The organism is Cohnella thailandensis, from assembly GCF_014212135.1.
Classification (GTDB): Bacteria; Bacillota; Bacilli; order Paenibacillales; family Paenibacillaceae; genus Cohnella; species Cohnella thailandensis.
The window spans coordinates 266,766-291,135 of record NZ_JACJVQ010000017.1 but is presented as its reverse complement, the minus strand read 5'-3'; the positions used below and the strand labels follow the sequence as shown (position 1 = coordinate 291,135).

The window sequence follows — 24,370 nt, the reverse complement described above, 5'->3', positions numbered from 1 at the left end:
GATCGCTTTATTCGATCTCCCGAATTCGAGGCTCGCTGCCTTCGAGCGACTCCCAGCCGTCTTGGCTGAGCAGCTCCATCTGCGACTCGATGAGAGCGCGGAATCTTGCGCGATAGATCGCGGCCTGCTTCTTGAGCTCCTCGGCTTCCATCGCGATCTTGCGGGACTTCACGAGCGAATCGTTGATGATTCGATCGGCATTCTTCTCCGCTTCCTTCACGATCAGCTGGGCTTCCTTCTTGGCGTTGTTCTTCAGCTCGTCCGCCGCCTCTTGGGCGACGATGATCGTCTTGCTGAGCGTCTCTTCGATATTGGCGAAGTGCCCCAGCTTCTCTTGAAGAGTGCCGAGCTGGTTCTGAAGCTCCTTGTTCTCGCGGATAAGCAGCTCGTAATCCTTGATGATCTGATCTAGGAATTCATTAACTTCGTCTTCATCGTATCCTCTCAGACGCTTGCCGAATTCCTTGTTATGAATGTCTAATGGAGTAAGTGGCATTAGCGTACCTCCTGTGCTCAATGTCCGTATGTATTCCTTCGCTTTAATCGACTAATTCGACGGAAGATGTCAAATTCCTCCCGGCTACGGACCTGATTACACAAATTTCCCTATTCTCACCCGAAATCTTCCGCTCTTGGATTGTCCTTCGACGGCGAGAACCTTGAAGCGGCCGAATCCCTTCATCGAGACGATATCCCCTTCGCGAAGCGGAGCCGACGGATCCTCCACCGGCTTCCAGTTGACCCGGCAGCGGCCGGCGCGGATGGGATCGACGATCTTGGCCCGGCTCAACCGGAAAGCGTCGCTTGCCACGCCGTCCAGACGAAGGGAGGCGACCGAGATCGCCATCTCTTCCAGTTCGGGAGTCACGACCTTCAACCGATCCAGTTCGACGACCGAAGCGCGGACTTCGGCTCGGTGAACCTGCCGTAGATGCGAAGTCAGAAAATCGCCGATCTCTTCCGCGATCAGCACGTGACAGCCGTCTTCCCGAGGATGGATGTCCCCGATCTTGTCCCGCTTCATTCCCAAGCCGATAAGAGCTCCGAGGTAATCCCCGTGGTCGAGCTCTTTGATGCGGCGATCCTCGGACGAGATGTCCAGCACCCGAATGCCGATCGGCTCCTCTTCTACCGGCCGGTAATCCGGCGCCACGATGGCCCTTCGGCGCTCCGCGGCTTCGTAGCCGCCGTCGAGGCGGATCGCGGCGTCCGGGTGCCGATTGGCCAGAGTAAATAAAATATGCGCCTGGCGCGGGTCGAGAAAATCGGTTCGCCGAACTTGATGAAGTTCGGCGGCCCGCTCGACCCACTCCCAGGCGCGATCTACGAACGCTTTCTCATCGGGATGGAAATGTTCGTATATTTCAGCATGCGGCATGCTTAATCGTTCCCTTTCGTTTCGTGCGCGAGACGCGGTTAAATAAACACGTCGAGCACGGTTTTAAGCCCGCTGACCAGGAATTGCAAAGCAATCAGGGCGATGATCGGCGAGATGTCCAGAATGCCTCCGATCGGCGGAATAAACCGACGGAAGATCGAGAGATAAGGCTCGACGATCTTGCCCAGCAATTCGCCGACGAAGCTGTCCTTCACGGCCGGCACCCAAGACATGAGCACGTAAATCAAAATCATGTAGAAGTAAATTTGGTAAAGAAGGTCGATGATGTTAAACACTTCGTTCAATTCGAGGTCACCTCATTTTGGAATAGTCGGCTTCCTCTCCCAACATCTCCGAAATGGTGCCCGTGATCTCCACCGAATCCGGCGTGCAAAGGAAGATATTCGGGCCCAGCTTGGAAATATGCCCACCTAGAGCATAGACAGTACCGCTTAAGAAATCGACGATGCGAACCGCCTGCTCTCTGCGGACGCGCTGCAGATTCACGACGACGGATTTTCGGGACTTCAAATTATCGGCGATTTCCTGCGCCTCGTCATAGGTGCGCGGTTCGGTCAGCACGACGCGAGCGTTCTTCTGGGAATGAATACTGACAACATTGTTCTTACTCGAATGTTTACGGGTTTCGAACGGAGTGGTTTCAACTTCTTGCTCGTCCTCGACACCGTATTTCTCGTCGCGATCGGCCGGAGCTTCCTCTTCCTGAAGTCCCAGGTAGTTCAGAAATTTGTTCATTACGCTCATAATCGGTACCTCCTTTGATGGCCGATCCGGATCGACTCCTAGGCGATCTAGAATCAGGCTTCCTCTTCTTTGCCTACCAATACGGTTCCCAGACGAACCCAAGTTGCTCCCTCTTCAATGGCAACCTCGAAGTCCCCGGACATTCCCATCGACAGCTCGGCAAGCGGCTCCGCGAACGCCTTGCGTTCGTTAAGCTCGTCCCTCAGCAATCGAAGCGCGCGGAATACCGGCCTCGTCTGCTCGGCCTCCAGCTCCAGCGGCGCCATCGTCATAAGCCCGATCGGACGAACGCGGCGCAGCTCGCGAATCGCTTCCGCGAACGCGGGCACCTCCTCCGGGCGAAGGCCATGCTTGGATTCCTCTCCGGATACGTTCACCTGAACGAAGCAGGGGACGACGATGCCGAGCGCGGACGCTCTCTTGTGGATCTCCTCGGCGAGCGACAGGCGATCCAACGAATGTATGTAATCGAAACGTCCGACGACATCCTTGACTTTCTTCGTTTGAAGCGACCCGATAAAGTGGAAGACCGCTTGTCCTTGCAGAAGGTTCCACTTCTCCTCCGATGCCGGCCAGCGATTCTCCCCGAGATGGGCGATTCCGTGGTCGACGGCATTCTGGGCGGCTGCGGCGGATACATACTTCGTGACGGCAACGACGTTGACGTCTTCCCTTGCCCTTCCGCTTCTCTCGCAAGCGTTCGCGATACGGCGTTCCACTTCCGCCATGCGGTCTGCCAATGCCATAATGCCCTTCACCTCTTCATCCCGAGCCAGCTCATCATGCGGCCGGTCGCCCCGTTCTCCTGGCGATGCGAGAAGAAAAGATCGGTGCGGCAGCCTGTGCACCATGTTGTCATTTCGATGCGACTCGGCAAAATTCCTGCTTTTATCATAAGGTGTCGGTTAAATTCTTTCAAGTTTAGCTGCGCTCGCCCTTCTTTGGCATTCGTAACCAAAGGTTGAGCATCCTCTTGGAGATGCGCGTCGAGCTCTGCCGCAAGCGGTCCGACATGCTTCAGCACGGCCTCGTCCACCTCGTAGCAGCAGGCCCCGATGGAAGGCCCGACGGCGCCCAGAAGCCTCTCCGGCTTTGTCCCGTAGCGCTTTCGCATTTCGTCGACCGTGGCGGCCGCGACATTGGCGACGGTCCCTTTCCAACCCGCATGGGCAAGCCCGATCGCGTTCGTGTCCGGATCGAAGAAATAAAGCGGAACGCAGTCCGCAAAATACATCACGAGCAGGATGCCCGGCTCGTTCGCAATAAGCGCATCCGCATCGGGTATCGCCGATTCCCGATCCAGCCTCCCTCGGCCGGCATCGGCGGACGTAACGGCATGAACGCGGCTGCCATGGACTTGCTCGGCGCAGGTCCACGCCTCAAAGTCCCAGCCCAGCTCCTCGGCTACTCTCCTGCGGTTGGCTACGACATCCGCCGGAGCGTCCCCTACATGCAGCGCCGTATTCAACGTATGGCGGGGAGGAGCGCTGACTCCGCCATTCCGGGTCGAGAATCCGGCCGTCAATCCTTCGAACTTCTCCCAAGTCTCAAGACGAAGCAGACCTGCGGAAGCTTGCGCATTCCCCGTCAGCACGAACGGTTCCGCATTCTTGAACGATTCCATACAGTTCCACCTCCCAGACACCAAGTGTATCATAGCGTACGCCGATGCGAAAAGAAAGGAATCGAACGCTACCGTCCGATTCCTTCCACCTCCTCCGCCTTGTACGCCTTCGCGTCGTCCAGCCGAACGAGCACGACGTCCGCTCCGATCTTCACGATGTTGCGCCAGGGAATCACGACGTCGTTCCCGCCGCCGAACATCCCGAAGAAGCGGCTGACCGTCGGAACGACGATCGAATCGATTCTTCCCTGGCGCAGATCAAGCTCTAGATCGCTCACTTGGCCCAGCTTTTTGCCGTCCACGATATTAATGACGTCCTTCGTCTGGAAATCGGATATTTTCATGAGCGTCCCCCGCCTTCCCCAGCCGGCCCCGTCTTTGGACTAACGTCCGCATATTTCATTATATGTGCCTAGTCCCGAAAATGTACGGTTAAATAAGAAACGAGGCTAAGCAGCTCTTCGCGCCGCTTTAGCCTCGCCCGTATTCGCTCGGTTACGTTTTGACGTGCTTTTGCATCTGTTGGATCGCCGATTTCTCTAATCGGGATACCTGCGCCTGCGAGATGCCGATTTCGTCCGCGACCTCCATCTGCGTCTTGCCCTCGAAGAATCTCATCGACAGGATCATTTTTTCCCGTTCGTTGAGCTTTCTCATCGCTTCGCGCAGAGCGATCTCTTCGATCCATTGAATATCCTTGTTTCGTTCGTCGCTGATTTGATCCATGACGAAGATCGGATCGCCGCCGTCATGATAGATCGGCTCGAACAGCGAGACCGGATCCTGGATCGCGTCCAAGGCGAACACGATGTCCTCTTTGGGAACGTTCAGAACTTCGGAGATCTCGAGAATGGTCGGCTCCCGCGAATGCTGATTGGTCAGCTGGTCTCGGACTTGCAACGCTTTGTAGGCGATGTCCCTCAAGCTTCGAGACACTCGAATCGGATTGTTGTCGCGCAAGTAGCGACGAATTTCCCCGATGATCATCGGCACCGCATACGTCGAGAACCGAACGTTTTGGCTTAGATCGAAGTTGTCGATGGCTTTCATCAGGCCGATGCAGCCGACTTGGAACAGATCGTCGACGAATTCTCCGCGATTGTTGAATCGTTGGATGACGCTTAGCACGAGTCTCAAATTGCCGTTGACCAATTTCTCCCGGGCTTCCAGTTCTCCACGGGTCTGCAGAGCGAGAAACAACTCCCTCATTTCGGCGTTTGTAAGTACAGGCAGCTTGGAGGTGTCCACTCCACAAATCTCCACTTTGTTGCGGGTCAAGGCGATTCCTCCCGGGGAGCAGCGTTACTGTAAAGTATCTCCGCGGCAGGCGTTTTTATTCGGTCACACCATTTTGTTGAATTCCTTGCGAAGGCGTTTGATGATTCGTTTCTCCAGCCTGGAGATATAGGATTGCGAAATTCCGAGCAGGTCGGCAACGTCCTTCTGGGTTTTCTCTTCGCCGTCCGCGAGCCCGAACCTTAGCTCCATGATCGTTCGTTCGCGCTCGCTCAATTTATCCAGCGCTTTGTGAAGCAGCTTGCGGTCTACTTGCTCCTCGATGTTGCGGTAGATGGTGTCGTTCTCCGTTCCCAGAACATCCGAGAGAAGCAGCTCGTTGCCGTCCCAATCGATGTTGAGCGGCTCGTCGAACGACACCTCCGTGCGGGTTTTGCTATTGCGGCGGAGATACATAAGAATTTCGTTCTCGATGCATCGGGAGGCGTAGGTGGCCAGCTTGATTTTTTTCTCCGGATCGAACGTGTTTACGGCCTTGATCAGCCCGATCGCTCCGATCGAAACCAGATCCTCGATATGAATGCCGGTGTTCTCGAACTTGCGGGCGATGTACACGACCAGCCTTAGGTTGCGCTCGATCAGCATCGCCCGGATGGCGGAATCTCCCGACGGGAGCCGCTCCAGCAAATATTCCTCTTCCTCTCTCGTGAGCGGCGGAGGCAGCGCTTCGCTTCCTCCGATGTAATAGACCTCTTCGCTCTTCCATCCGAACCGGAATAACAGGCGATAGAACGTCAATTGGGACATCAGCTTCAATTTCACGAACATTTGGTCAGCCTCCTGTCACGCGGGTTGGGACGGGACCGACGGAGAGCTGTCCGTCATTCCCAGGTCAGGATGCACGATAGCGCGATAGGTTCCATCCGGCGAGATAGAGCCTCCATCCATACCGATCAATACCCGTCGATAGATTCGTTCTTCTGAACCGTTAGCGATAGAGACAGAATCCGGTTTAATCGCCAACAGCAGGCGAGTAACCCCGTTCAAGCTGCGATAGGGAATTAGCCGTAGCCGCTCCCCCCAGGCAAAGCCGTCTTCGCCCAAGCTGTCCAATTCCGACAATAAACGGTCCGCCGGCTCGTTTTGCAGGCGATTCGCCCATCCGGAAGGAAGCTTATCCTTCCAGATGGAAGCCTCCATCATCATGACGGGTATTCTCGTCAAGGGGTCATAGAGCCTATTGCCGGTATCCACCAAGCCGCGGCAACTCCAATTCTCTCCATCCACGGTTACGGCAACGTCTACCAGCAAGGCCTCAAGCCGCTGCTGATGCTCGGTCGTTGCCGATGCGCCGCGGAACATCCATACCGACAAAGCGAAAGCCGCAGCGAACAATCCGAGCTGGAGCTGCCAGCTTAGCAGCAGTCCGCCTTCCTCCGTAATGGTGATGGCCTCCCACGGACTCCCCGATTGGGTCAACAAAAAAGATGTACCGATAACGCCGCCGAGCGTCGCGAAGTTCACGACATAGAAGGCGACGAAAATTCTCACGAATCGCAGAAGGCCACCATACCCGAAAGCGCACAGGAGCATGAGAAGGGATACGAGCAGTTTGCCGGCGAACGAATACAAGTAGGGCACGCTCACAAGGAACATCAGAGCCGCGTAAGCCGCTCCGAGCCCCGATGACAGAGCCACTCTCCGGCGTTTCGGCCGAAGCTTTCTCACTTTCGCCGTCAATAGAAGAACCGTCCCGTCCACGGCTAGATTCGTAAGGAAAACCAAATCTACGTATACAGTCACATGGGATCGCCATCCTTTATCGCCCCGGAACCGCCAACGGTCAAGGCCGGGATGGATGAACCCAGTATAATCCGTTTGTTATTCGGTGTCTGTCTATTCCTGGCGTCCTGACCTTTGTTTTTTTGTCGGAGTACAAAGAACGACGCCCGCCCCTTCCTATGACGCTAATCCCATTCTCTTAGGGCCTTCTCTCTGCTTGCTCTCAATGAAACATCCTCTTTTTTCTGCTTATTTCGCCTCTCCCCTTCGCTCAGAAACCTCATTCCCCACCACCTCGCCTTAATTCAACTCCTCCTCTTTCTCTAAGCCTATTTCGCCTCTCCCCTTCGCTCAGAAACCTCAATTCCCGCCACTTCCCTTAATTCAACACCTCATCTTTCTCTTAGCTTATCTCGCCTCTCCCCTTCGCTCAGAATCCCTCTTTCCCGGCATCCCCCTTAATTTCAGTCCTCCTTTTTCTATAAACCTATTTCTCCTCTCCCGCCTGCTCAGGAGCTCCCAACTCGTCATTTTTTTTGGAAAAAGATTGTATTTTTGAATCGAAAATGTTATTATGAAATAAGAACAAATGTTCCCTTTTGGGGTGATTAAGATAATGGATGCTTACGATGTATTCTTGCTTGAATTCGGCGGAGAAGAGGCTTGCCTTAACTACTTCTATCAGTGCCGTTGGCCCGAAGGGTATCGTTGCCCGTCATGCGGTCACCATGAATGCTACGTCATCAACTCCAGAAGACTGCCTCTATATGAATGCACCCGCTGTCGCTACCAAGCCTCCGTTACTTCAGGCACCGCTATGGAAGGAACTCGCACTCCCTTATCCAAGTGGCTGTTTACCTTAAAGCTTCTTAGCGACCCCCAAGCCCGGGTCAATGCCGTCCAGTTAAGCAAGCTGCTGCACATAACCTACAAAACGGCCTATTCCATGCTGGATAAAATTCGACAGAGCCTTAGCCTCGCAACTCCGGACAAGCTATCGGGAGAGGCTCAAGCAGGGCTAGCGATCTTTGGAAGCTTCTACAAGACGATCTTCAGCTTGCCCGAGAATCTCCACCCTATCGCTGTAGGCGCTTCTATCGATGAGGCGGGAAACCCCATTCGTCTTGCGATGATGGCCATTCCTCGAGATCATATGCATGGAAGCATTATCACGCCTATGGGAATCGATTCGGTCAAGGACCGTTTCTTTGAGTCCGAGTCCTTGTCCCGACCCAACCCAACCGTTTATCGCAGTCTTCTTCTCACCAAGCGCCACTGCAAAACCTTGAGCTCTCTCGTAAAATCATGCTTCAAACAGCTCCACGATACTTATCATGGTATTCGATCGCGATCGCTTTCCAAGTATTTGGCGGAAATCACCTTCAGGTGGAACGCCGCCGCAGGCACATCCGATGCCATGCAACGCCTCTCTCAAACTTGTATCGCATACTCCCGTAACCTCCAGGCTGCATAATAAGGCAGATGACTGATCGCGAGCCGCTTTGAATAAGCTCAAAGCTAATCAAAAATGAGTCCATTCGTCGAATAAGCTCCTAGCCGGAAAAAACAAAAGCCCACTCGTCGAACAAACTCATCGCTTAACAATACCTAAGTCCATTCGTCGAATAAGCTCCTAGCTAGACAAAACAAGAGCCAATTGTACGTAGCGTCCATTATTCGAGGAGTCCATTGTTCGAAAACGCACTCTAGCACAGAGATGTATTCTTCCTGAGCGAATGGGAGAGGAGGCATAAGTGATGACGAGGGGGACATGGTTGTAAGAGGCCTGCAGGGAGCTGGAGTAGCGAGGGAAATGGTATTACAAGGGTACTGGTATGCAGAGGAACTGTTACGACAATGGTGCGATTTGATGAGCTCGGTAACTGGAATGTGCAAAAAAATAAAACCTATCCCGGTGAAAGGATAGGTTTAAAGAGTGTCTGACAGCTTTAGCGGTCGTTGCGAGGGCGATTGCGAAGGAATGCCGGGATGTCCAGTTGGTCGCTGCCCGCGTTGTTGCTGCCGAACGGGCGAAGATTGCTGTTGCCCGCGGAGCGGATATCATGGGTCTCCGGAGCGCTAGGAGCGTGCTGCTGCGCCGATTGCTGAGGAGCATTGGCGAAACCGCGGCGCGATTGAGGTCTATGCTCGAAGCCGGTAGCGATGACGGTGACCTTGATCTCGTCCTTCAGGCTGTCGTCGATGCTGGCGCCGAAGATCATGTTGACTTCGGGGTCGGATGCGGAGATGACGATCTCGGCCGCTTCGTTGACTTCGAACAGCGACAGGTTCGAACCGCCCGTGATGTTCATGATGATGCCGCGAGCGCCTTCGATGGAAGTCTCCAGGAGAGGGCTCATGATAGCCTTCTTGGCCGCTTCCATCGCGCGGTTCTCGCCGCTGGCTACGCCGATGCCCATCAGAGCCGAGCCGCGCTCGGTCATGATCGTCTTCACGTCCGCAAAGTCGAGGTTGATCAAGCCGGGTACCGCGATCAGGTCGGAAATGCCTTGTACCGCTTGCTTCAGAACGTTATCCGCTTCGCGGAAGGCTTCCATCATCGGGGTCTTCTTGTCCACGATCTCAAGAAGGCGATCGTTCGGGATGACGATGAGGGTGTCGACCTTCTCCTTCAGCGCTTCGATGCCTTGCTCGGCTTGAGTAGAGCGCTTGCGGCCTTCGAAGGTGAACGGGCGGGTTACGACGCCGACCGTCAGAGCTCCGCATTCCTTGGCCAGCTCCGCAATGACGGGAGCCGCGCCGGTACCGGTGCCGCCGCCCATTCCGGCGGTGACGAACACCATATCGGAGCCGCGAAGCGAATTCATGATGCCTTCGCGGGATTCCTCAGCGGCTTTCTTGCCCACTTCCGGGTTGGCGCCCGCTCCGAGACCGCGGGTAAGCTTGTCCCCGATCTGAAGCTTTTGCTCGGATTTCGTAAGGTGAAGAGCCTGGGCGTCCGTATTGACGGTAATGAACTCGACGCCTTTGACTCCGTTCTCGATCATTCGGTTCACTGCGTTACTGCCGCCGCCACCAACACCGATTACTTTTATTTTAGCGAGCGGTTCCATTTCAAAATCAAATTCCAACATTTTCGTATTTCCTCCTCGCATCGCTTTGTCGAGACAACTGTAAGCGGCGGCTTATATAAATTCTTTGAACATGTTCTTGAACCATTCGAATACGCCGGGCTTGGCCGCTGCCGGAGCGGCAGCCTTGCTCTTCGCGGCGCGCTTCGGACTTGCCGCGCTGCCCCGATAGCGGACGAACTTCGTCACGTATTGAATCATGCCGACTCCGCTGCTGTACGACGGGTCTCGAACCCCGATAAAATCGGGCACCGCGATTCGCACGCTGGACTCAAGCTCGATCTGAGCCAGCGACAGAACTCCCGGCATCGTGACCGATCCGCCCGTCAAGACATAGCCATTCAGCTTGTCCAAATAGCCAAGCCTTTTGACCTCTTGACGGATCATATGGAAGATCTCCTGCATGCGCGGCTCGATGATCGCGGCCAGATCGGGTTGGGAGAATTCCTTCTCCGCGTTCGTGCCGACCCGCATCACCTTGAAGGAGACGTCGGAAGCGGCATCGTCGACGCGAGCGCAACCGTACTTAAGCTTGATTTTCTCCGCATGCTCGGTCTGAGTCTTCAATCCGTAACAAATATCGCTCGTCACGTAATCTCCGCCGATCGGAAGCGTGGACACGGCCGCAAGGCTTCCGCCTTCGAATATCGCGATCGTAGTCGCTCCGGCTCCGATATCCGCGAGAACGGTGCCCATTTGCTTCTCGTCTTTGGTCAAGGCCATCATACCGGATGCCAAGGACATGAGAATAATGCCGGAAGGAGCGATACGCAAGCCCGCCTTCTCGACGCAACGCATCAAGTTATGTACGGCAGCCTTCGTTCCCGTGATAATGGTGCATTCAACTTCCAGTCGAACTCCGATCATCCCTCGCGGGTCTTGAATTCCCGTCAACCCGTCAACGAGAAACTGCTTCGGCAAAAGGCCGATAATTTCGCGTTCGGGGGGCAGCGCAACCACCTTGGCCGCTTGCAAAACTCGCTCGATGTCTTCCTCGCCGATCTCTCTATCTTCGTTGGAAACGGCGACGACACCGTGATTGCTCTGTAGCGCGATATGATTGCCGGCAATGCCGACGTAAACTTCGCTGATCGTAATTCCGACCATGCGTTCCGCATGGTCAATAGCGCTTCGGATCGATTGAACGGTTTGGTCAATATCCACAATGGCGCCTTTGCGAATTCCATCGGAATCCGCGGATCCTACGCCAATAATGTTAATGGCCCCGTTGCTGATTTCCCCGATAATCACCCGGACTTTCGACGTGCCGATGTCCAGGCTGACGATGAGGTCGTTGCTACTCAACCGGTGGCACCTCCAATTGGTGATGAAAATGGCTGGGAAATGGGATGCTTTCTCTACATATTCAACGTCTGCGAGGTTTTCCCTCTTTTTTCAACAAAAATTTTCATGTTTCTCGCTGATATTTTTCTAATCCCTCTCATAGGGAATTGTGCGCGGCCATACATGAAATTTTAACATTGATTAATCCACTTGAGTAGAGTCCATTTCCTTAAGTTTACTCGCTTGTTTCCGCTTGCGAAGCCGTCTCCGGCGCATTTTCTGCCGAATAGGGCAGGTATGTGTCCGCTTCTAGCAAGACGACTCTTCCGGGCTCTCTATTTTCTACTATCTCGCTTAAGAGCGTCATTTTGCCCGCTAGACGGGAGACGGTCGTGACGACTTCGAATTTGGACCTCGTGTAAATCTTGATTCGGTCCGGATAGGCATTCGAAGGATCCGGCGAGATCTGGGACAGATCCTTGAGAAGGCTCGACTGCATTCCTCCAAGCGCCGCGCAGATGGAAGCCCTGGCCGGATCATCCGGCTTCCAGCCCGTCAATACGGGCATGTCGGGCAGGACGCTCCCTTCCGGCAAAGGCACGGAAAGGCCGTTCGAGAGCACGAGCAGCGTGCTGCCTTGTCCGTCCATCTCAAGGGCGACCTCTTTGTACTCCTTGACCGTGATTTCTACCATGCCAGGGAACTTCTTGACGACGCTCGCCTTCTCGATCGCCTTCAGCTGGCCGATCTTCTCCTCCGCCTTCTTGGCGTCGACGGTAAAAAACGAATCCTTAAGCCGAATCCCCGAAGCTTGAAGAATCTCCTCTTCGCTCGTATACACGGAAGGACTGATCTCGATCTCGGTAATCTTGGAAAGGTCCGAGCGCAGAAAAAGAAAGATTGCTAGAATGACAAACAAAGCGATGACAATCCAAAGAAGCTTGCGTCCGCGCCTCTTCTCCGCGGCTCCCCGCTTCTCCGCATTATTCAGCTTCAAGGCGGGAATCCGCTCCGACATGAACTCGTCTCCCTTCAAAACTCGGTTGGATAAAACTTGTCCTCCGCTGGCGCAAAAAGAATCCCCGCCAAAGGAAGGTTCCGGAAGGTTCCGCTCCAGCGGGGGACATCTTACCGAAGAGAGCCGGTCGGCACTCGTTCGAAAGGCTGGCGGACGATATCCCCGCCAAGGCTGCCGAACATCTTCTCTATCCGATCATAACCGCGGTCAATGTGATGAACCTGCTCGACGACCGTACGTCCGTTCGCAGCCAAGCCGGCAATGACCAGCGCCGCTCCCGCCCGCAGATCGGAAGCTTCCACGGCCGTCCCGTACAGTTGCGGAACCCCGCGGATAAATGCCGTGTTGAGATCGAGCCGAATATCCGCTCCCATGCGTCCCAATTCGTCCACATGCTTAAAGCGTCCTTCGAACACGGTCTCCTTCACCATGCTGACTCCTTCCGATATGGCGAGCAGAACCATTAACTGGGCCTGCAGGTCGGTCGGAAAAGCCGGATAAGGAGAGGTGACCACCCGATCGACCGATTTCGGTCTCGAACGGGAGATGACTCTCATTATATCATTCTCGACATCGATATGAACACCGGCTCGCCGCATGACGTGAATCAGCGAGGTTAAATGGCCCGGTCTCGTGCCTTCAAGGGTCACGTCTCCGCGAGTAACCGCGGCGGCGACCATGACGGTTCCCGTCACGATGCGGTCGGGAATGACCTCGAAGTCGCAGCCGTTCAAGGATCGGACTCCTTCAATGATGATCGTATCCGTTCCCGCCCCCGACACTTTGCCTCCCATCGCGTTAAGGAAGCGCTCCAGGTCTTGAATCTCCGGCTCTCGGGCGGCTCCAACGATCGTCGTGCGTCCGGATGCGAGAACCGCCGCCAGCATGATATTCTCGGTGGCGCCGACGCTCGGAAAATCGAGAATGATCTCCGCTCCGGTCAATCGATCCGCCTTGCAGACAATGCGGCTGCCGGTCTCTTGGATCACGGCGCCGAGCGCTTGAAGCCCGCGCAGGTGCAAATCGATCTTGCGCTCGCCGATGGCGCAGCCTCCCGGCTGGTAAACCTCCACCTCGCCGAAACGCGCCAACAGCGGACCCATCAAGAAGACGGAGGATCTCATCTGCCGCATCAGGTTCTCCGGCACGTGAGAAGAGAAAGCGGCGTTGCTGTCTACGGTGACGACATTGTCAATCTGCTCGGTACGACAGCCAAGGTCCTGCAAAATATTCAGCATCACTTCGATATCCAACAATCGGGGTACGTTGCGAATCGTTACCGTTCCTTCGGCCAGCATGCTGGCCGCGAGAATCGGCAGGGCGGCATTCTTGGCTCCGTGGATGCGTATGGTGCCCGAAAGCGGATTGCCGCCTTCAATCACCAATTTGTCCAAGGGTTTCACCTCCGGATTACCGCTCACCCATCAGGAGAACCTCCGGCACCAGTCGGATTCCGAATTGGTCTTCCACTGTGCTCTGAACCCGGCGCATGAGGGTGAGGACGTCCTCGGCCTTGGCATCGCCATGGTTCACGATAAAGTTGGCATGCATGAGGGAAACTTCCGCATCGCCCTCGCGAGCGCCCTTCATTCCCGCGGCTTCGATCAGCCTCGCCGCATGATCGTTCGGCGGATTGCGGAATACGCTGCCCGCGCAAGCCATCTGCAGCGGCTGCGTGCGCCGCCTGCGATCTTTGTAGGTCGCCAAGGCGGCGGCGATCTCCTTGCGATCTCCGCTCTTTAACCGAAATACGGCTTCCGTGACGATCCCCCTGCGTTCCTGAAGCAAGGAATGGCGATACGAGAAGCCCATCTCCTCTTGGCTGCATGTCTCCAACGTTCCGTCTTCCCAGACAATGTCCGCCGACTTAAGGATGCATGACACGTCCGAGCCGTGCGCTCCGGCGTTCATATAGACGGCCCCACCTACCGAACCCGGAATTCCTCCCGCGAATTCCAAGCCGGAGAGACCTTCCTTCCCAGCCATGACGGATAGCTTGATGAAGGAATACGACGCTCCCGCTCTGACGAATTCTCCGTCGAAGAGAACGAAGTCGAAGCCGCGGCCGAGATGGATAACCGCCCCTCTCACGCCCTTGTCGGAGACGAGAGTGTTGGAGCCGCGGCCGAGCGTCGTCCACGGAACGCCATGACGGTTCAGGATACGAAGCGCAGCCGCCAGCTCTTCTCGGGATTCGGGAACGATGAAGATGTCCGCAGGCCCTCCGATTTTCCAGGTCGTATGCCGCGCCAGCGACTCGTTGAATCTGACGGCGCCAACCTGGGCTTGTTCCAATTCCGCGGCCAACTGCTGCATGTTTGTTCCCCCTTGCCCTTGATAGTCCGGCACTTGGCTGCCCGATGTCCCGATCCGCGATAGCTCGACAGTCATGATCACGCTGTATCTTATGTCATGGATTCGCAGGTGGTGACAAATGCCCAGCAGACAAGCTTCCGGCTCTAGTTATTTTAGAATTCCTTTGATTTGTTCGTAGATGGCCGAAGCGGCCTTCGGCATTCCCAGCTTTCTCGCGGCGACAGCCATCGCTTCCCGGCGAGAACGGTCCTTCATGATCGCGGATAGATTGCTTAAGAGCGCGCCGCCGTTCAAATCCTTCTCTAATATCATCACCGCGGCTCCGGCAACCGCCAAGCTCTCCGCGTTAGGCTGCTGATGATTGTTCGTCACGTTAGGAGACGGAACGAGAATGGAGGGGATGCCTAGCGAAGTAATCTCCGCCAGCGAAGAAGCCCCTGCCCGGCTTACGACGAGCGACGCGGCGGACAGCACCTCGGGCATGTTGTTGATGTAATGAAGCGCGTGCACGCGTCCTTTGACCTTCGCGGGAAGCTCTTGCAATCTAGCAAGCGCTTCTTCATAATAACGTTCCCCGGTTACGAAGACAAAATGGACGTCCGCGAGGCTCTCCAGGCCGGGCAGCATCTCCAGGATGGCCTCGTTCAGCGCCTTGGCCCCGCGGCTTCCCCCGACGGCCAGGACGAACGGCGTTCCTTCGGGAAGGCCAAGCGACTTGAAGCCTTCGCTTCGGTTCGCCTTGGCCACCATCGACGCGACCGGATTGCCGGCATGCAGGACGTTGCGCTTGCCGGAGAAGTGCGGCAGAGAATCGGCGAAGCTTACCGCGACGGCGTCCGCGTAACGGCTTAAAAATTTGTTCGTGAGCCCCGGGACGACGTTCTGCTCGTGAATGAGCGTAGGAATCCCAAGCCGGGAAGCGGCGTAAACGACCGGTCCGCACACGTACCCGCCGGTGCCGACGACGGCATCGGGCTTAAAGCTTCGCAGCAATTCCTTGGAGCGCTTAACGCCCTGGAGGAAGCGAACGATCGTCTTCACGTTCTCCATCGACAGCGATCGGCGGAAGCCGGTAATGTCTATGCTCTCGAAAGGAATGCCTTGATTCGGCACGATTCGGCTCTCGAGCCCTTTGGTCGTGCCTATATAGAGAAGCGAAGAGTCCGGCTCCCGCTCGGCCGCTTCGCGGCCGATGGCGAGCGCCGGATAAATATGTCCACCGGTACCTCCTCCGGTAAGAACGAGACGCATTCCAAGTCACCTCGAATAACGGGATAAATTAAGCAATAGACCTAGCGCCGTCAGCAACAGCGTCAGAGAGGAGCCTCCGTAGCTGACGAGCGGCAGAGTGATCCCCGTAATGGGCAGCAGACCGATGACGACGCCGATGTTCATCAGCACCTGGGTCCCGATAATGCCGACGATCCCCGCAGCCAGGAAGCTGCCGAACGGATCGGAAATCGTAATGGCCGTTCGCATCCCGCGCCAGATCAGCAATAAAAACAAGACGATAAGGAGCGAGCCTCCGATAAAGCCCAGCTCCTCGGCCAAGATCGAGAAAATAAAGTCCGTCTGCGGCTCCGGCAGGTAGTTGTACTTCTGCCGGCTCATCCCGAGCCCCAAGCCGACAAGCCCTCCTGGGCCTATCGCGTAAAGCGATTGAATCGCCTGATAGCCCGCTCCTTGCGGATCCTGCCAGGGATCCAGAAAGGCGGTGATCCGCTGGAGACGGTAGGGGGCGGCGGCGATCAGGGCGATGAAGCCGGCGGCGCCGATCGCCGCCAATCCGGCGAGGTGCGAGATCCTCGCTCCCGCGACGAAGATGACGAGCAGCGAGGCGCCGATCATGACCGCGCCCGTGCCCAGGTCCGGCTGCAACATAATAAGGCCGAAGGCCGCCCCTAATATCGCCAGGGGCGGAAGCAGGCCGCGCGTGAACGAGTTCAGCTCGTTCTGGCGTTCGGACAGCATGCGGGCCAAGAAAAGGATCATGGCCAGCTTCATGAATTCGGACGGCTGGATGCCGAGACTCCCGATCCCCAGCCAGCTCCGCGCTCCCCCGCGCACGACGCCCACCCCGGGAATCAGCACGACGAGCAGCATGGCGAAGCAGACGAGCAACGCCGCTGGCGCCCATTTTTTCCACCGGATGTAGTCGATGTTCATCATCGCGAACATGGAAGCGATGCCGATGCCCGCGAAGATGAGCTGCCTCTTGACATAGTAGAACTTGTCTCCATAGTCGTGAAAAGCCGCAACGGCGCTGGCGCTGTATACCATGACCACGCCGATGGCCAATATGCCTAGCGTCGCGACGATCATCCAAATGTCGGGGGTAGAGCGGAATTTGACCATGGTACCGGACACCTCACGTGGCGAAGAAGTGGGGACAAGCCCCCTTCTTACAGCGTATGCGCCGATTCCTTAAAAATGCGGCCGCGAACCTCGTACGAAGGAAACATGTCCCAGCTCGCGCACGCGGGAGAGAGAAGCACGGTATCTCCCGGCGAAGCCATGGCGGCAGCTTCCTTGACGGCAAGTCGCAGCGTATCGGCGGCATCACCCACAGGTTCGACGACTTTGACCGAGGTTAAACCGGCCGCCTCCGCCACCTTGCGAATCTTCTCTCTCGTCTCGCCGAGAAGAACGACCCCTTTGAGCCGCTCGCGGAACACCGGAAGGAGCTCCATATAATCGGAGCCGCGATCCAGCCCTCCCGCGATGAGGATCAGCGGAGCCGGGAGAGAGTAGACCGACATCGTCGTCGCCGTCGCGTTCGTCGCCTTCGAGTCGTTGTAATACTTCACGCCGCCGAACGTTCCCGCGTATTCCAAGCGGTGCTCGACGCCGCGGAAGCTCTCGAGCGGCTCCCTCAGCTGCTCCGGCTTGGCGCCCGCGGCCAGGGCGATGGCGATCGCCGCCAGCGCGTTCGCCGCGTTGTGGCGCCCCGGGATGCCCAGGCGATCCACCCGGGCGATGCGATGCTCGGTTCCGTCGCCCGGTCGGTAAACGATCCAGCGCTCGGCCGGAGAGGCGGACGAGCCGTCGCCGCCTTCGGCCGGCGACACGTCGGAGCCCGGCATCGGATAGGCCGGTTCGACGAACACGCCGGCATCTAGGCTGCGAAGCAGCGAGAACGGAAGCTTGGAAGCGCGGAACGCCTCGGACAGCTTAAGCACCGCTGGATCGTCCGCGTTGTACACCGCCGTATCCTCTTCCGTCTGATTGGCGAACAGCTTCGCCTTGGAAGCGACGTAATCGTCCATCGTGCCGTGGTAGTCCAGATGCGTCTCCGCCAGATTAAGCAGGCAGGCGATGCGCGGCTTGAAGTCTACCGTGCCTTTCAGCTGGAAGCTGCTGAGCTCGGCGACGAGCCAGTCTTGCGGCTCGATCTCTTCGGCGGCGTCGCAGAGCGGACGCCCGATGTTGCCCGCCACGAGAGGCGACAGGCCGGCTGCCGCGAGCAGCTCCCCCGTCCAGGTCGTGGTCGTCGTTTTGCCGTTCGAGCCGGTGATCCCGATAATCGGGGCGCGGCTGATCCGGCCCGCCACCTCGACCTCCGTGACGATCTCGACGCCGAGCTCGGCCGCGCGAACGAGCGGATCGGCCGAGTAGGGAATTCCCGGATTTTTGACGACGATAGCGACGTCTTCCGTCACCAAGTCGGACGGGTGACCCCCGCATACAACAGAAATGCCCAAAGCCTCGAGTTCCTCGGCTTCGGGACATTGCTCCCGCGGCTTGCGATCGTTCGCGACGACCGCCGCGCCGATCTTGTGGAAGAGCTTGGCGGCAGCGACTCCGCTGCGCGCCAGCCCCAGGACGACGACCCGGCGGCCTTGATAATCCTCTAATGGTCTCATGTCGTTATAGCCCCTTGTACATAATGAATCCAAGAACGGCAAGCATCAGGCCGACCGTCCAGAACACCGTCACGACCTTCCATTCGGACCATCCGGTCAGCTCGAAGTGATGGTGGATCGGGCTCATCTTGAATACCCGTTTGCCTCTCGTCTTGAACGAGGTCACCTGAATGATGACGGACAGCATCTCGATGACGAACACGCCGCCGATGGGGATAAGCAGAAGCTCCGTCTTCGTCAGAATCGCCACGGCCGCAAGGCCGCCGCCGATTCCCAGAGAGCCGCTGTCGCCCATGAACACCTTGGCGGGATGCGCGTTGTAGACGAGGAAGCCGAGCACGGCGCCGATCATCGCCGCCGAGAAAATCGCCGATTGCGATTGGGCCGCCTCGAGGGCGATCAGGGTGTAAGCACCGAAGGCCAGGGCGCTTGTCCCCGACAACAGGCCGTCCACGCCGTCGGTGAAATTCACCGCGTTGCTGGACGCGAAGAAAATGATAATGACGAATAAATAATAACCCCAGCCCAAATCGATAGAGCCATTAATGCCCGGAAAACCGATCGCGGTGCTATGCCCCATCCGGTGCAGCAGCACGCAGAACACGATCGAGAAAAGCAGCTGTCCGAACAGCTTCTGCTTGGCTGTAAGGCCGAGCGAACGCTTCAAGACGATCTTGATGTAGTCGTCCAGGAAGCCGACCAGCCCGAAGCCCAGGCATGCGACGAGAATCGCCCAGAAGGCCAGTCCCCCGTCCGCGAACTTCCCATAGGCTATCGTCAGCGCCAGCAGAATGATGATGCCGCCCATCGTCGGCGTCCCCGTCTTCTTAAGGTGCGACTTCGGCCCTTCCTCGCGAACGGTCTGCCCGAACTTCATCCGACGGAGAATGGGAATGCAGACCGGACCTAGCAAGGCCGCCAGAACGAAGGAAACTCCCAGCGTCCATAATGTAGAAGAATAGTCCATGATCTCACCCCACGACTCCTTTGTGCAACGCGGATACGACCTGCTCCAGCTTCATGCCGCGCGAGGCTTTGACCAGCACCAGATCTTCCGGCTTCAGCTGAGCGATCAAATCCGCTATCAGTTGATCTTTATCGTCATAATGCTTAACGGCTCCGGCGGGAAAACCTTGTGCCGCTTCCTCGGCGATGCGCTTGGAGAGCGGGCCGTAAGCCAGCACGGCTTCCGCCTTGCCGCCGTTCAAATACCGCCCGATGCCCGCGTGGAATTCCGCTTCGTCAGGACCGAGCTCCAGCATGTCTCCGAGCACGACCCACCGCTTGCCTTCGGGCTCTAGGCTCGCCACCAGATCGATCGCCGCCCGGACGGAAGTCGGACTCGCGTTGTACGCGTCGTTCAGAAGGTCGGCGCCGTTCCAGGCTTTCGACCTCTCGATTCGCATCCCCGTCATCGGAGCGGTCGCCAGGCCTTTCGCGACGCTCTCGCGAGAGAGGCCCAGCAGCTTGCCCGCCGCGATCGCGGCGAGGGAGTTCAGCGCGTTATGCCGCCCGGGCACCGGAATCGAATATAGGAAGTCCGGTTCGTCCGCGACGTAGAATTCGCCGCCTTGCTCCGTCGGTCTCGCCTCTCCCAGCCTTACGTCGCACGGCTCTCCGGCTCCGAAGGTAATCTTCTCGATGTCTCCCCGAACGGGAGACGCGGCCAGCTCTTCCGCCAGCAGCGGTTCGTCTCCGTTATAGATAAGAGCTCCGCCTTCTCTAAGCCCCTCCGCGATCTCCAGCTTGGCCCGGGCGATATTGCGGCGCGAGCCGAGCTGCAGCAGATGGGATTCGCCGATGTTCGTAATGACGGCGACCTGCGGCTTCGCCAGCTTCGTCAGCAAGGAAATCTCGCCGAAGCCGCTCATCCCCATCTCCAAGACGAGCACCTCCGCGTCCGCGGGGGCGCGAAGGATCGTTAAAGGCAGGCCGATATGATTATTGAAGTTGCCTTCCGTCTTCACGACCTTGTAAGCGGTCGACAGCACGGAAGCAATCAGATCCTTCGTCGTCGTTTTGCCGTTGCTTCCCGTGACGCCGACGACCTTGGCTCCCAGTCGGTCCAGATAGGCTTCGGCCAGCCTTTGAAGGGCTTCTAGCGTATCGTTCACGAGAATAAGAGGAAGCTTCGTTGAGGAGGGAGGCCGATCCTCCCGCCAGAGCGCCGCAACGGCGCCGGCCGCTTCCGCGGCGGCCAAGTGATCGTGCCCGTCGAAGCGTTCTCCGACGAGCGGCACGAATAATTGTCCCGGCTTCAGCGTTCTCGTATCCGTGGATACTCCGCTTGCCGTCATGTCTCCCGCTTCCTGAGCTTTCGGAAAGCTGCTGGAACCGCACCAGACGGATACTTCCCGCAAAGTGGCTTGCATCAATTCAATACGCTCCTTATCGCGGCTCTCGCTACCAGGCGATCGTCGAAATCGTAGGTGACGCCGCCGATCAATTGGTAGGTTTCATGGCCTTTCCCCGCTATCAATACTACATCTCCCGGGCTTGCCATTTCAACCGCTTTATGGATCGCCGCTTCGCGATCGGGCTCGAGCTCATAACGGGACGGGTCGACGCCCGCTTCGATCAGCCCCGCCTGGATATCCTTCAGGATGGCGAGCGGATCCTCCGTCCTCGGATTGTCGCTCGTCACGATGACGCGATCGGACCACTCGGCCGCGATCTTGCCCATGATGGGGCGCTTCGTCCGGTCGCGGTCCCCGCCGCAGCCGAACACGCAGATCACCCGGCCGGCGGCAATCTCGCGGACCGTCCGGAGGACGTTGTCGAGTCCGTCCGGCGTATGCGCGTAGTCGACGATAACGGCGAAGGATTGGCCTTCGTCGACCGCCTCCACCCGTCCCGGGACGCCCTCTGTCGCTTCCAGGCTGCGAACGGCGTCCTCCAGCGGAATTCCTTCGCAGATTCCCGCGGCCAAGGCGGCCAAAGCGTTATAGACGTTGAACTTGCCGACGAGCCGGAGCTGAACGTCCTGATCTCCCTGGAACGTATGTACTCGGAACGAAGTCCCTCGGCTCGTCACCCGAACGTTCGAGGCCCTTACCAAAGCTTCGTTCTCGACGCCGTAAGTGATGACTTCGGCCGCCGTCAGGCGGGCGTAGCGCTTCGACGCTTCGTCGTCGGCGTTCAGGATCGCATAGCTTCGCTCGCTCGGCGAATCGGAATAAAAGTTGCCCAAGCGGGAGAAGAACAGCCCCTTCGCGTCGGCGTAGGCTTCCATCGATCCGTGATAATCCAGATGGTCCTGGGTCAGGTTGGTGAAGATCGCCGTGCGGAAAAACGTTCCCTTGACCCGGCCTTGCTCGAGAGCGTGGGAGCTCACCTCCATCACGACGCGCTCCGTCCCCGCTTCCAGCATGTCCCGGAACGTCTTCTGGAGCTCCAGAATGTCGGGCGTCGTGCCGGACATCGGGAAGCTGATTCCCGCGTACCTCTTCTCGATCGTGCCGATGACGCCGGGCTTCGCGCCGGCATCCGACAAAATTTTCTCGATGAGATAGGTCGTCGTCGTCTTCCCGTTCGTTCCGGTGACCCCGATCGGCCTCAGCTCCTTCGAGGGGAACCCGTACCATACGTCGGCGATAATCGCCATCGCTTGGCGAACGTCCGGCACGACCACTTGCGTCGCGTTCAGGTCAAGCTTTCTCGAGACGACCAGCGCGACGGCGCCGCGGTCGAGCGCTTGCGGCGCGTAATCGTGGCCGTCTGCCGTATGGCCCGGCAAACAAAAGAACAGCTGCCCTTTCTCGACCTTCCGGGAGTCAGCCTCTATGCCTTGAATAAGCAGATCCTCGTCTCCGACGATTCTGGAGACGAGCAGGTGATCCGTCAGCTCGCGCAATCTCATCTTCTTTCGGCCTCCTTCGACGCACAAACATTATACTCATTATCATCCAACCGTCTCTTCAATTACAAGGGGAAGAGCTTGCTTTTGCGCCAAAAATGAAGCTTTTTTAACGGGCCATGCAAGTAACAGCCGACTGCTGCAACCGGCTTTAGACGAGGAAGACGGCTTAATCGCCGCCTTCCGCCCCCAGATAGATCCGAATGACCGAGCCCTTCTCGACGCGGGCTCCCGCCGCCGGCGCCTGCCTCAGCACCGTCTGCCCTTTGCCCGAAGCGGACAGCTGAAAGTTCATGTTCATATCCTCGTACAAATCCGAAACCGTCTTGCCGACGAGATTCGGAACGGTCACGAGCGGAACGTCCGGATACTTGTATTCTTTGGCGATCTGTTCCTTTCTCGGTTCCACTCCGAGATGGGGAAGCGCGTCCGCCATGATGTCTCGAACGATCGGCGCCGCCACTTGGCCGCCGAACTGGATCCCCATCGGGTTGTCGATCGCCACGTAAACGACCAGCTTCGGGTCGTCGGCGGGAGCGAAGCCGATGAAGGAGACGATATGCTCGTTCGGCGAGTAGCGCCCGTTCACGACCTTCTGGGCCGTCCCCGTTTTGCCTCCGACGCGATAGCCGTCGAGAAAGGCTTTGCCCCCGGTTCCCTGCGCCACGACGCTCTCCAGCGCCTCGCGAACCTTTTTGGACGTCTCGGGCGAGATCACCTGCCTGACAAGCTCAGGCTGCATCTCCTCCATCACCATCCCGGTCTCCGGGTGGATCCATTCCTTCGCGACATGGGGCTTGTATAGCTTGCCGCCGTTGATCGCCGCCGCCACCGCCGCGACCTGCTGGATCGGCGTCACGGAGACGCCTTGGCCGAAGGATGTCGTCGCCAGCTCGACGGGACCGACTTGGCTCAGCTTGAACAGGATTCCGTTCTCCTCGCCGCCCAGATCGATCCCGGTCTTCTTGCCGAAGCCGAAGTCCTCAATATACTCGAACAGCTTCTCTTTGCCAAGCCTCTGCCCCAGCGTGACGAAGCCCGGGTTGCAAGAGTTCTCCACCACTTCGAGGAACGACTGGCTTCCGTGTCCGCCTCTTTTCCAGCAGCGCAGCTTGGCGCCCGCCACTTCGATGTAGCCCGGGTCGTAGAAATGCTCGTTCTTCAGGTCGACCTTGCCTTCCTCCAGCGCCGCCGACAAAGTGATGATCTTGAACGTCGACCCCGGCTCGTACGTCATCCAGATCGGCAGATTCCGGTTGTACACCTCCGGCTTCGCTTCCTGGTATTTATCCGGTTGAAAAGTCGGCCGGCTCGCCATTCCCAGAATTTCGCCCGTGTTCGGGTCCATCGCGATCGCGATCGCGCTGTTCGGCTGATACTTCAACATCGCCTGGTCCAGCTCCCGCTCCACCATCGACTGAATCGGCTGATCGATCGTCAGCTTCAGCGTCAGCCCGTCGCGGGGCGCCTGGTACTTCTCCGAGGAGTCCGGCATCGCGTTGCCGGCGGCGTCCGTCAGATAGGAGATGCTGCCTCTCATTCCTTTGAGAAGCTCGTCATACTTGCTCTCCACGCCGGTCAATCCGCCGTCGTAGCCGGTAATGCCGAGAATATTCGACGCCATGACCCCGTAAGGATAATATCGCTTGCTGTCCTCCGCGACGAAGATTCCCGGGAGGTTAAGCGCCTGGATCTGTCTCCCCAGCTCCGTCGTGATCTTCCGTCCTCCGGGACGCAGCGCCACCTCTCTCGTCTTCTTGGACATCAACTCGACCAATTTCTCTTGCGTCATCCCCAGCAGCGGCGCCAGCTTGGCCGCCGTGCCGGCCTTATCCTTCACCTGGACGGGGACGGCGTAGACCGTCGGCGAGCTGATGTCGTAGGCCAGCTTCGTCCCGTTGCGGTCGACGATCTCCCCCCGTTTGCCTTCGAACGGAATTTGCCGCCGCCAGGAATCCTCCGCCTTCGCGGACAGCTCGCCGCCGATCCACAGCTGCACGTAGCCGAGCCTTACCAGCAGCGCGCAGAACGCGATCACGACGCCGACCAATACGATAAACAGCCGCCTGCGCACCGTCACCTGCGATATCTTCTTCAAGCTCTCCCTCCTCACCGGAACACTTGCGCTTGAGACGGAACGGGATGGAACAAGCCCA

23 protein-coding genes are annotated in these 24,370 nt (G+C 57.6%); 1 reads left to right on the top strand and 22 read right to left on the bottom strand.

Going from position 1 to position 24,370, the window contains the following annotated elements; translation table 11 throughout:
* Nucleotides 1-7 precede the first annotated feature (7 nt).
* The 10 genes from H7B67_RS19545 to spoIIGA all read right to left on the bottom strand — a co-directional run bounded on the left by H7B67_RS19545 (nt 8) and on the right by spoIIGA (nt 6,806).
* Nucleotides 8-496 (bottom strand): DivIVA domain-containing protein, encoded by a 489-nt coding sequence (locus H7B67_RS19545; protein ID WP_185121537.1) that lies wholly within the window; start codon nt 494-496, stop codon nt 8-10.
* Between the two features lie 96 nt (nt 497-592).
* The gene (locus tag H7B67_RS19540) at nt 593-1,378 is read right to left on the bottom strand and encodes a YlmH family RNA-binding protein (protein WP_185121536.1); all 786 of its coding nucleotides are present in this window, start codon (nt 1,376-1,378) and stop codon (nt 593-595) included.
* A gap of 38 nt (nt 1,379-1,416) precedes the next feature.
* On the bottom strand, nt 1,417-1,683 hold the full coding sequence (locus H7B67_RS19535; protein ID WP_185121535.1) for a YggT family protein: 267 nt from the start codon (nt 1,681-1,683) through the stop codon (nt 1,417-1,419).
* Nucleotides 1,684-1,690: 7 nt separating this feature from the next.
* Nucleotides 1,691-2,143: a cell division protein SepF gene (locus tag H7B67_RS19530; RefSeq protein ID WP_185121534.1), complete on the bottom strand. Its 453-nt coding sequence runs from the start codon at nt 2,141-2,143 to the stop codon at nt 1,691-1,693.
* 53 nt (nt 2,144-2,196) lie between these two features.
* Complete coding sequence (locus H7B67_RS19525; RefSeq protein ID WP_185121533.1) at nt 2,197-2,889, bottom strand: YggS family pyridoxal phosphate-dependent enzyme; 693 nt, start codon at nt 2,887-2,889, stop codon at nt 2,197-2,199.
* A gap of 8 nt (nt 2,890-2,897) precedes the next feature.
* Nucleotides 2,898-3,767: a peptidoglycan editing factor PgeF gene (pgeF, locus tag H7B67_RS19520; protein WP_185121532.1), complete on the bottom strand. Its 870-nt coding sequence runs from the start codon at nt 3,765-3,767 to the stop codon at nt 2,898-2,900.
* 68 nt (nt 3,768-3,835) lie between these two features.
* A complete protein-coding gene (locus H7B67_RS19515) occupies nt 3,836-4,111 on the bottom strand; it encodes a YlmC/YmxH family sporulation protein (protein ID WP_185121531.1) in 276 nt (91 codons plus the stop codon).
* A 151-nt stretch (nt 4,112-4,262) separates the two neighbouring features.
* Complete coding sequence (gene sigG, locus H7B67_RS19510; RefSeq protein ID WP_185121530.1) at nt 4,263-5,045, bottom strand: RNA polymerase sporulation sigma factor SigG; 783 nt, start codon at nt 5,043-5,045, stop codon at nt 4,263-4,265.
* A 63-nt stretch (nt 5,046-5,108) separates the two neighbouring features.
* A complete protein-coding gene (sigE, locus tag H7B67_RS19505; protein WP_185121529.1) occupies nt 5,109-5,831 on the bottom strand; it encodes an RNA polymerase sporulation sigma factor SigE in 723 nt (240 codons plus the stop codon).
* Between the two features lie 15 nt (nt 5,832-5,846).
* Nucleotides 5,847-6,806 carry a sigma-E processing peptidase SpoIIGA gene (gene spoIIGA, locus H7B67_RS19500; RefSeq protein WP_185121528.1) on the bottom strand — a complete coding sequence of 320 codons (960 nt, stop codon included), beginning with the start codon at nt 6,804-6,806 and terminating at the stop codon, nt 5,847-5,849.
* A 595-nt stretch (nt 6,807-7,401) separates the two neighbouring features.
* Between spoIIGA and H7B67_RS19495 the strand changes: the two genes are divergently transcribed.
* Nucleotides 7,402-8,259 (top strand): transposase, encoded by an 858-nt coding sequence (locus tag H7B67_RS19495; RefSeq protein WP_185121527.1) that lies wholly within the window; start codon nt 7,402-7,404, stop codon nt 8,257-8,259.
* A gap of 475 nt (nt 8,260-8,734) precedes the next feature.
* On the opposite strand, the gene ftsZ is transcribed toward H7B67_RS19495, so the two are convergent.
* The 12 genes from ftsZ to H7B67_RS19435 form a co-directional block, all read right to left on the bottom strand.
* On the bottom strand, nt 8,735-9,880 hold the full coding sequence (gene ftsZ / locus H7B67_RS19490) for a cell division protein FtsZ (protein ID WP_185121526.1): 1,146 nt from the start codon (nt 9,878-9,880) through the stop codon (nt 8,735-8,737).
* Between the two features lie 51 nt (nt 9,881-9,931).
* Nucleotides 9,932-11,182, bottom strand: coding sequence for a cell division protein FtsA (ftsA, locus tag H7B67_RS19485; protein ID WP_185121525.1), 1,251 nt, complete (start codon nt 11,180-11,182; stop codon nt 9,932-9,934).
* 214 nt (nt 11,183-11,396) lie between these two features.
* On the bottom strand, nt 11,397-12,179 hold the full coding sequence (locus tag H7B67_RS19480) for a cell division protein FtsQ/DivIB (RefSeq protein WP_185121524.1): 783 nt from the start codon (nt 12,177-12,179) through the stop codon (nt 11,397-11,399).
* Between the two features lie 110 nt (nt 12,180-12,289).
* Nucleotides 12,290-13,573 carry a UDP-N-acetylglucosamine 1-carboxyvinyltransferase gene (gene murA / locus H7B67_RS19475; protein ID WP_185121523.1) on the bottom strand — a complete coding sequence of 428 codons (1,284 nt, stop codon included), beginning with the start codon at nt 13,571-13,573 and terminating at the stop codon, nt 12,290-12,292.
* Between the two features lie 16 nt (nt 13,574-13,589).
* On the bottom strand, nt 13,590-14,495 hold the full coding sequence (gene murB / locus H7B67_RS19470; protein ID WP_185121522.1) for a UDP-N-acetylmuramate dehydrogenase: 906 nt from the start codon (nt 14,493-14,495) through the stop codon (nt 13,590-13,592).
* Between the two features lie 147 nt (nt 14,496-14,642).
* A complete protein-coding gene (gene murG / locus H7B67_RS19465; protein WP_185121521.1) occupies nt 14,643-15,746 on the bottom strand; it encodes an undecaprenyldiphospho-muramoylpentapeptide beta-N-acetylglucosaminyltransferase in 1,104 nt (367 codons plus the stop codon).
* A gap of 6 nt (nt 15,747-15,752) precedes the next feature.
* On the bottom strand, nt 15,753-16,850 hold the full coding sequence (spoVE, locus tag H7B67_RS19460) for a stage V sporulation protein E (protein WP_185121520.1): 1,098 nt from the start codon (nt 16,848-16,850) through the stop codon (nt 15,753-15,755).
* 47 nt (nt 16,851-16,897) lie between these two features.
* Nucleotides 16,898-18,358 (bottom strand): UDP-N-acetylmuramoyl-L-alanine--D-glutamate ligase, encoded by a 1,461-nt coding sequence (gene murD / locus H7B67_RS19455; RefSeq protein ID WP_185121519.1) that lies wholly within the window; start codon nt 18,356-18,358, stop codon nt 16,898-16,900.
* Nucleotides 18,359-18,362: 4 nt separating this feature from the next.
* The gene (mraY, locus tag H7B67_RS19450) at nt 18,363-19,325 is read right to left on the bottom strand and encodes a phospho-N-acetylmuramoyl-pentapeptide-transferase (protein WP_185121518.1); all 963 of its coding nucleotides are present in this window, start codon (nt 19,323-19,325) and stop codon (nt 18,363-18,365) included.
* A gap of 4 nt (nt 19,326-19,329) precedes the next feature.
* On the bottom strand, nt 19,330-20,730 hold the full coding sequence (locus tag H7B67_RS19445) for a UDP-N-acetylmuramoyl-tripeptide--D-alanyl-D-alanine ligase (protein WP_185121517.1): 1,401 nt from the start codon (nt 20,728-20,730) through the stop codon (nt 19,330-19,332).
* Nucleotides 20,730-22,217 (bottom strand): UDP-N-acetylmuramoyl-L-alanyl-D-glutamate--2,6-diaminopimelate ligase, encoded by a 1,488-nt coding sequence (locus H7B67_RS19440; protein ID WP_185121516.1) that lies wholly within the window; start codon nt 22,215-22,217, stop codon nt 20,730-20,732. The genes H7B67_RS19445 and H7B67_RS19440 overlap by 1 nt, the downstream gene beginning before the upstream one ends.
* 166 nt (nt 22,218-22,383) lie before the next feature.
* Nucleotides 22,384-24,312, bottom strand: a complete 1,929-nt coding sequence (locus H7B67_RS19435) for a stage V sporulation protein D (protein WP_185121515.1) — start codon at nt 24,310-24,312, stop codon at nt 22,384-22,386.
* Between the last annotated feature and the right edge of the window lie 58 nt (nt 24,313-24,370).

What these genes read in the sequence shown, in the direction of transcription:
- H7B67_RS19545 (WP_185121537.1), bottom strand. Translation starts at nt 496, where the DNA reads ATGCCACTTACTCCATTAGACATTCATAACAAGGAATTCGGCAAGCGT.
- H7B67_RS19540 (WP_185121536.1), bottom strand. Translation starts at nt 1,378, where the DNA reads ATGCCGCATGCTGAAATATACGAACATTTCCATCCCGATGAGAAAGCG.
- H7B67_RS19530 (WP_185121534.1), bottom strand. Translation starts at nt 2,143, where the DNA reads ATGAGCGTAATGAACAAATTTCTGAACTACCTGGGACTTCAGGAAGAG.
- H7B67_RS19525 (WP_185121533.1), bottom strand. Translation starts at nt 2,889, where the DNA reads ATGGCATTGGCAGACCGCATGGCGGAAGTGGAACGCCGTATCGCGAAC.
- pgeF (WP_185121532.1), bottom strand. Translation starts at nt 3,767, where the DNA reads ATGGAATCGTTCAAGAATGCGGAACCGTTCGTGCTGACGGGGAATGCG.
- H7B67_RS19515 (WP_185121531.1), bottom strand. Translation starts at nt 4,111, where the DNA reads ATGAAAATATCCGATTTCCAGACGAAGGACGTCATTAATATCGTGGAC.
- sigE (WP_185121529.1), bottom strand. Translation starts at nt 5,831, where the DNA reads ATGTTCGTGAAATTGAAGCTGATGTCCCAATTGACGTTCTATCGCCTG.
- H7B67_RS19495 (WP_185121527.1), top strand. Translation starts at nt 7,402, where the DNA reads ATGGATGCTTACGATGTATTCTTGCTTGAATTCGGCGGAGAAGAGGCT.
- ftsZ (WP_185121526.1), bottom strand. Translation starts at nt 9,880, where the DNA reads ATGTTGGAATTTGATTTTGAAATGGAACCGCTCGCTAAAATAAAAGTA.
- H7B67_RS19480 (WP_185121524.1), bottom strand. Translation starts at nt 12,179, where the DNA reads ATGTCGGAGCGGATTCCCGCCTTGAAGCTGAATAATGCGGAGAAGCGG.
- murB (WP_185121522.1), bottom strand. Translation starts at nt 14,495, where the DNA reads ATGCAGCAGTTGGCCGCGGAATTGGAACAAGCCCAGGTTGGCGCCGTC.
- murG (WP_185121521.1), bottom strand. Translation starts at nt 15,746, where the DNA reads ATGCGTCTCGTTCTTACCGGAGGAGGTACCGGTGGACATATTTATCCG.
- spoVE (WP_185121520.1), bottom strand. Translation starts at nt 16,850, where the DNA reads ATGGTCAAATTCCGCTCTACCCCCGACATTTGGATGATCGTCGCGACG.
- murD (WP_185121519.1), bottom strand. Translation starts at nt 18,358, where the DNA reads ATGAGACCATTAGAGGATTATCAAGGCCGCCGGGTCGTCGTCCTGGGG.
- mraY (WP_185121518.1), bottom strand. Translation starts at nt 19,325, where the DNA reads ATGGACTATTCTTCTACATTATGGACGCTGGGAGTTTCCTTCGTTCTG.
- H7B67_RS19445 (WP_185121517.1), bottom strand. Translation starts at nt 20,730, where the DNA reads ATGCAAGCCACTTTGCGGGAAGTATCCGTCTGGTGCGGTTCCAGCAGC.
- H7B67_RS19440 (WP_185121516.1), bottom strand. Translation starts at nt 22,217, where the DNA reads ATGAGATTGCGCGAGCTGACGGATCACCTGCTCGTCTCCAGAATCGTC.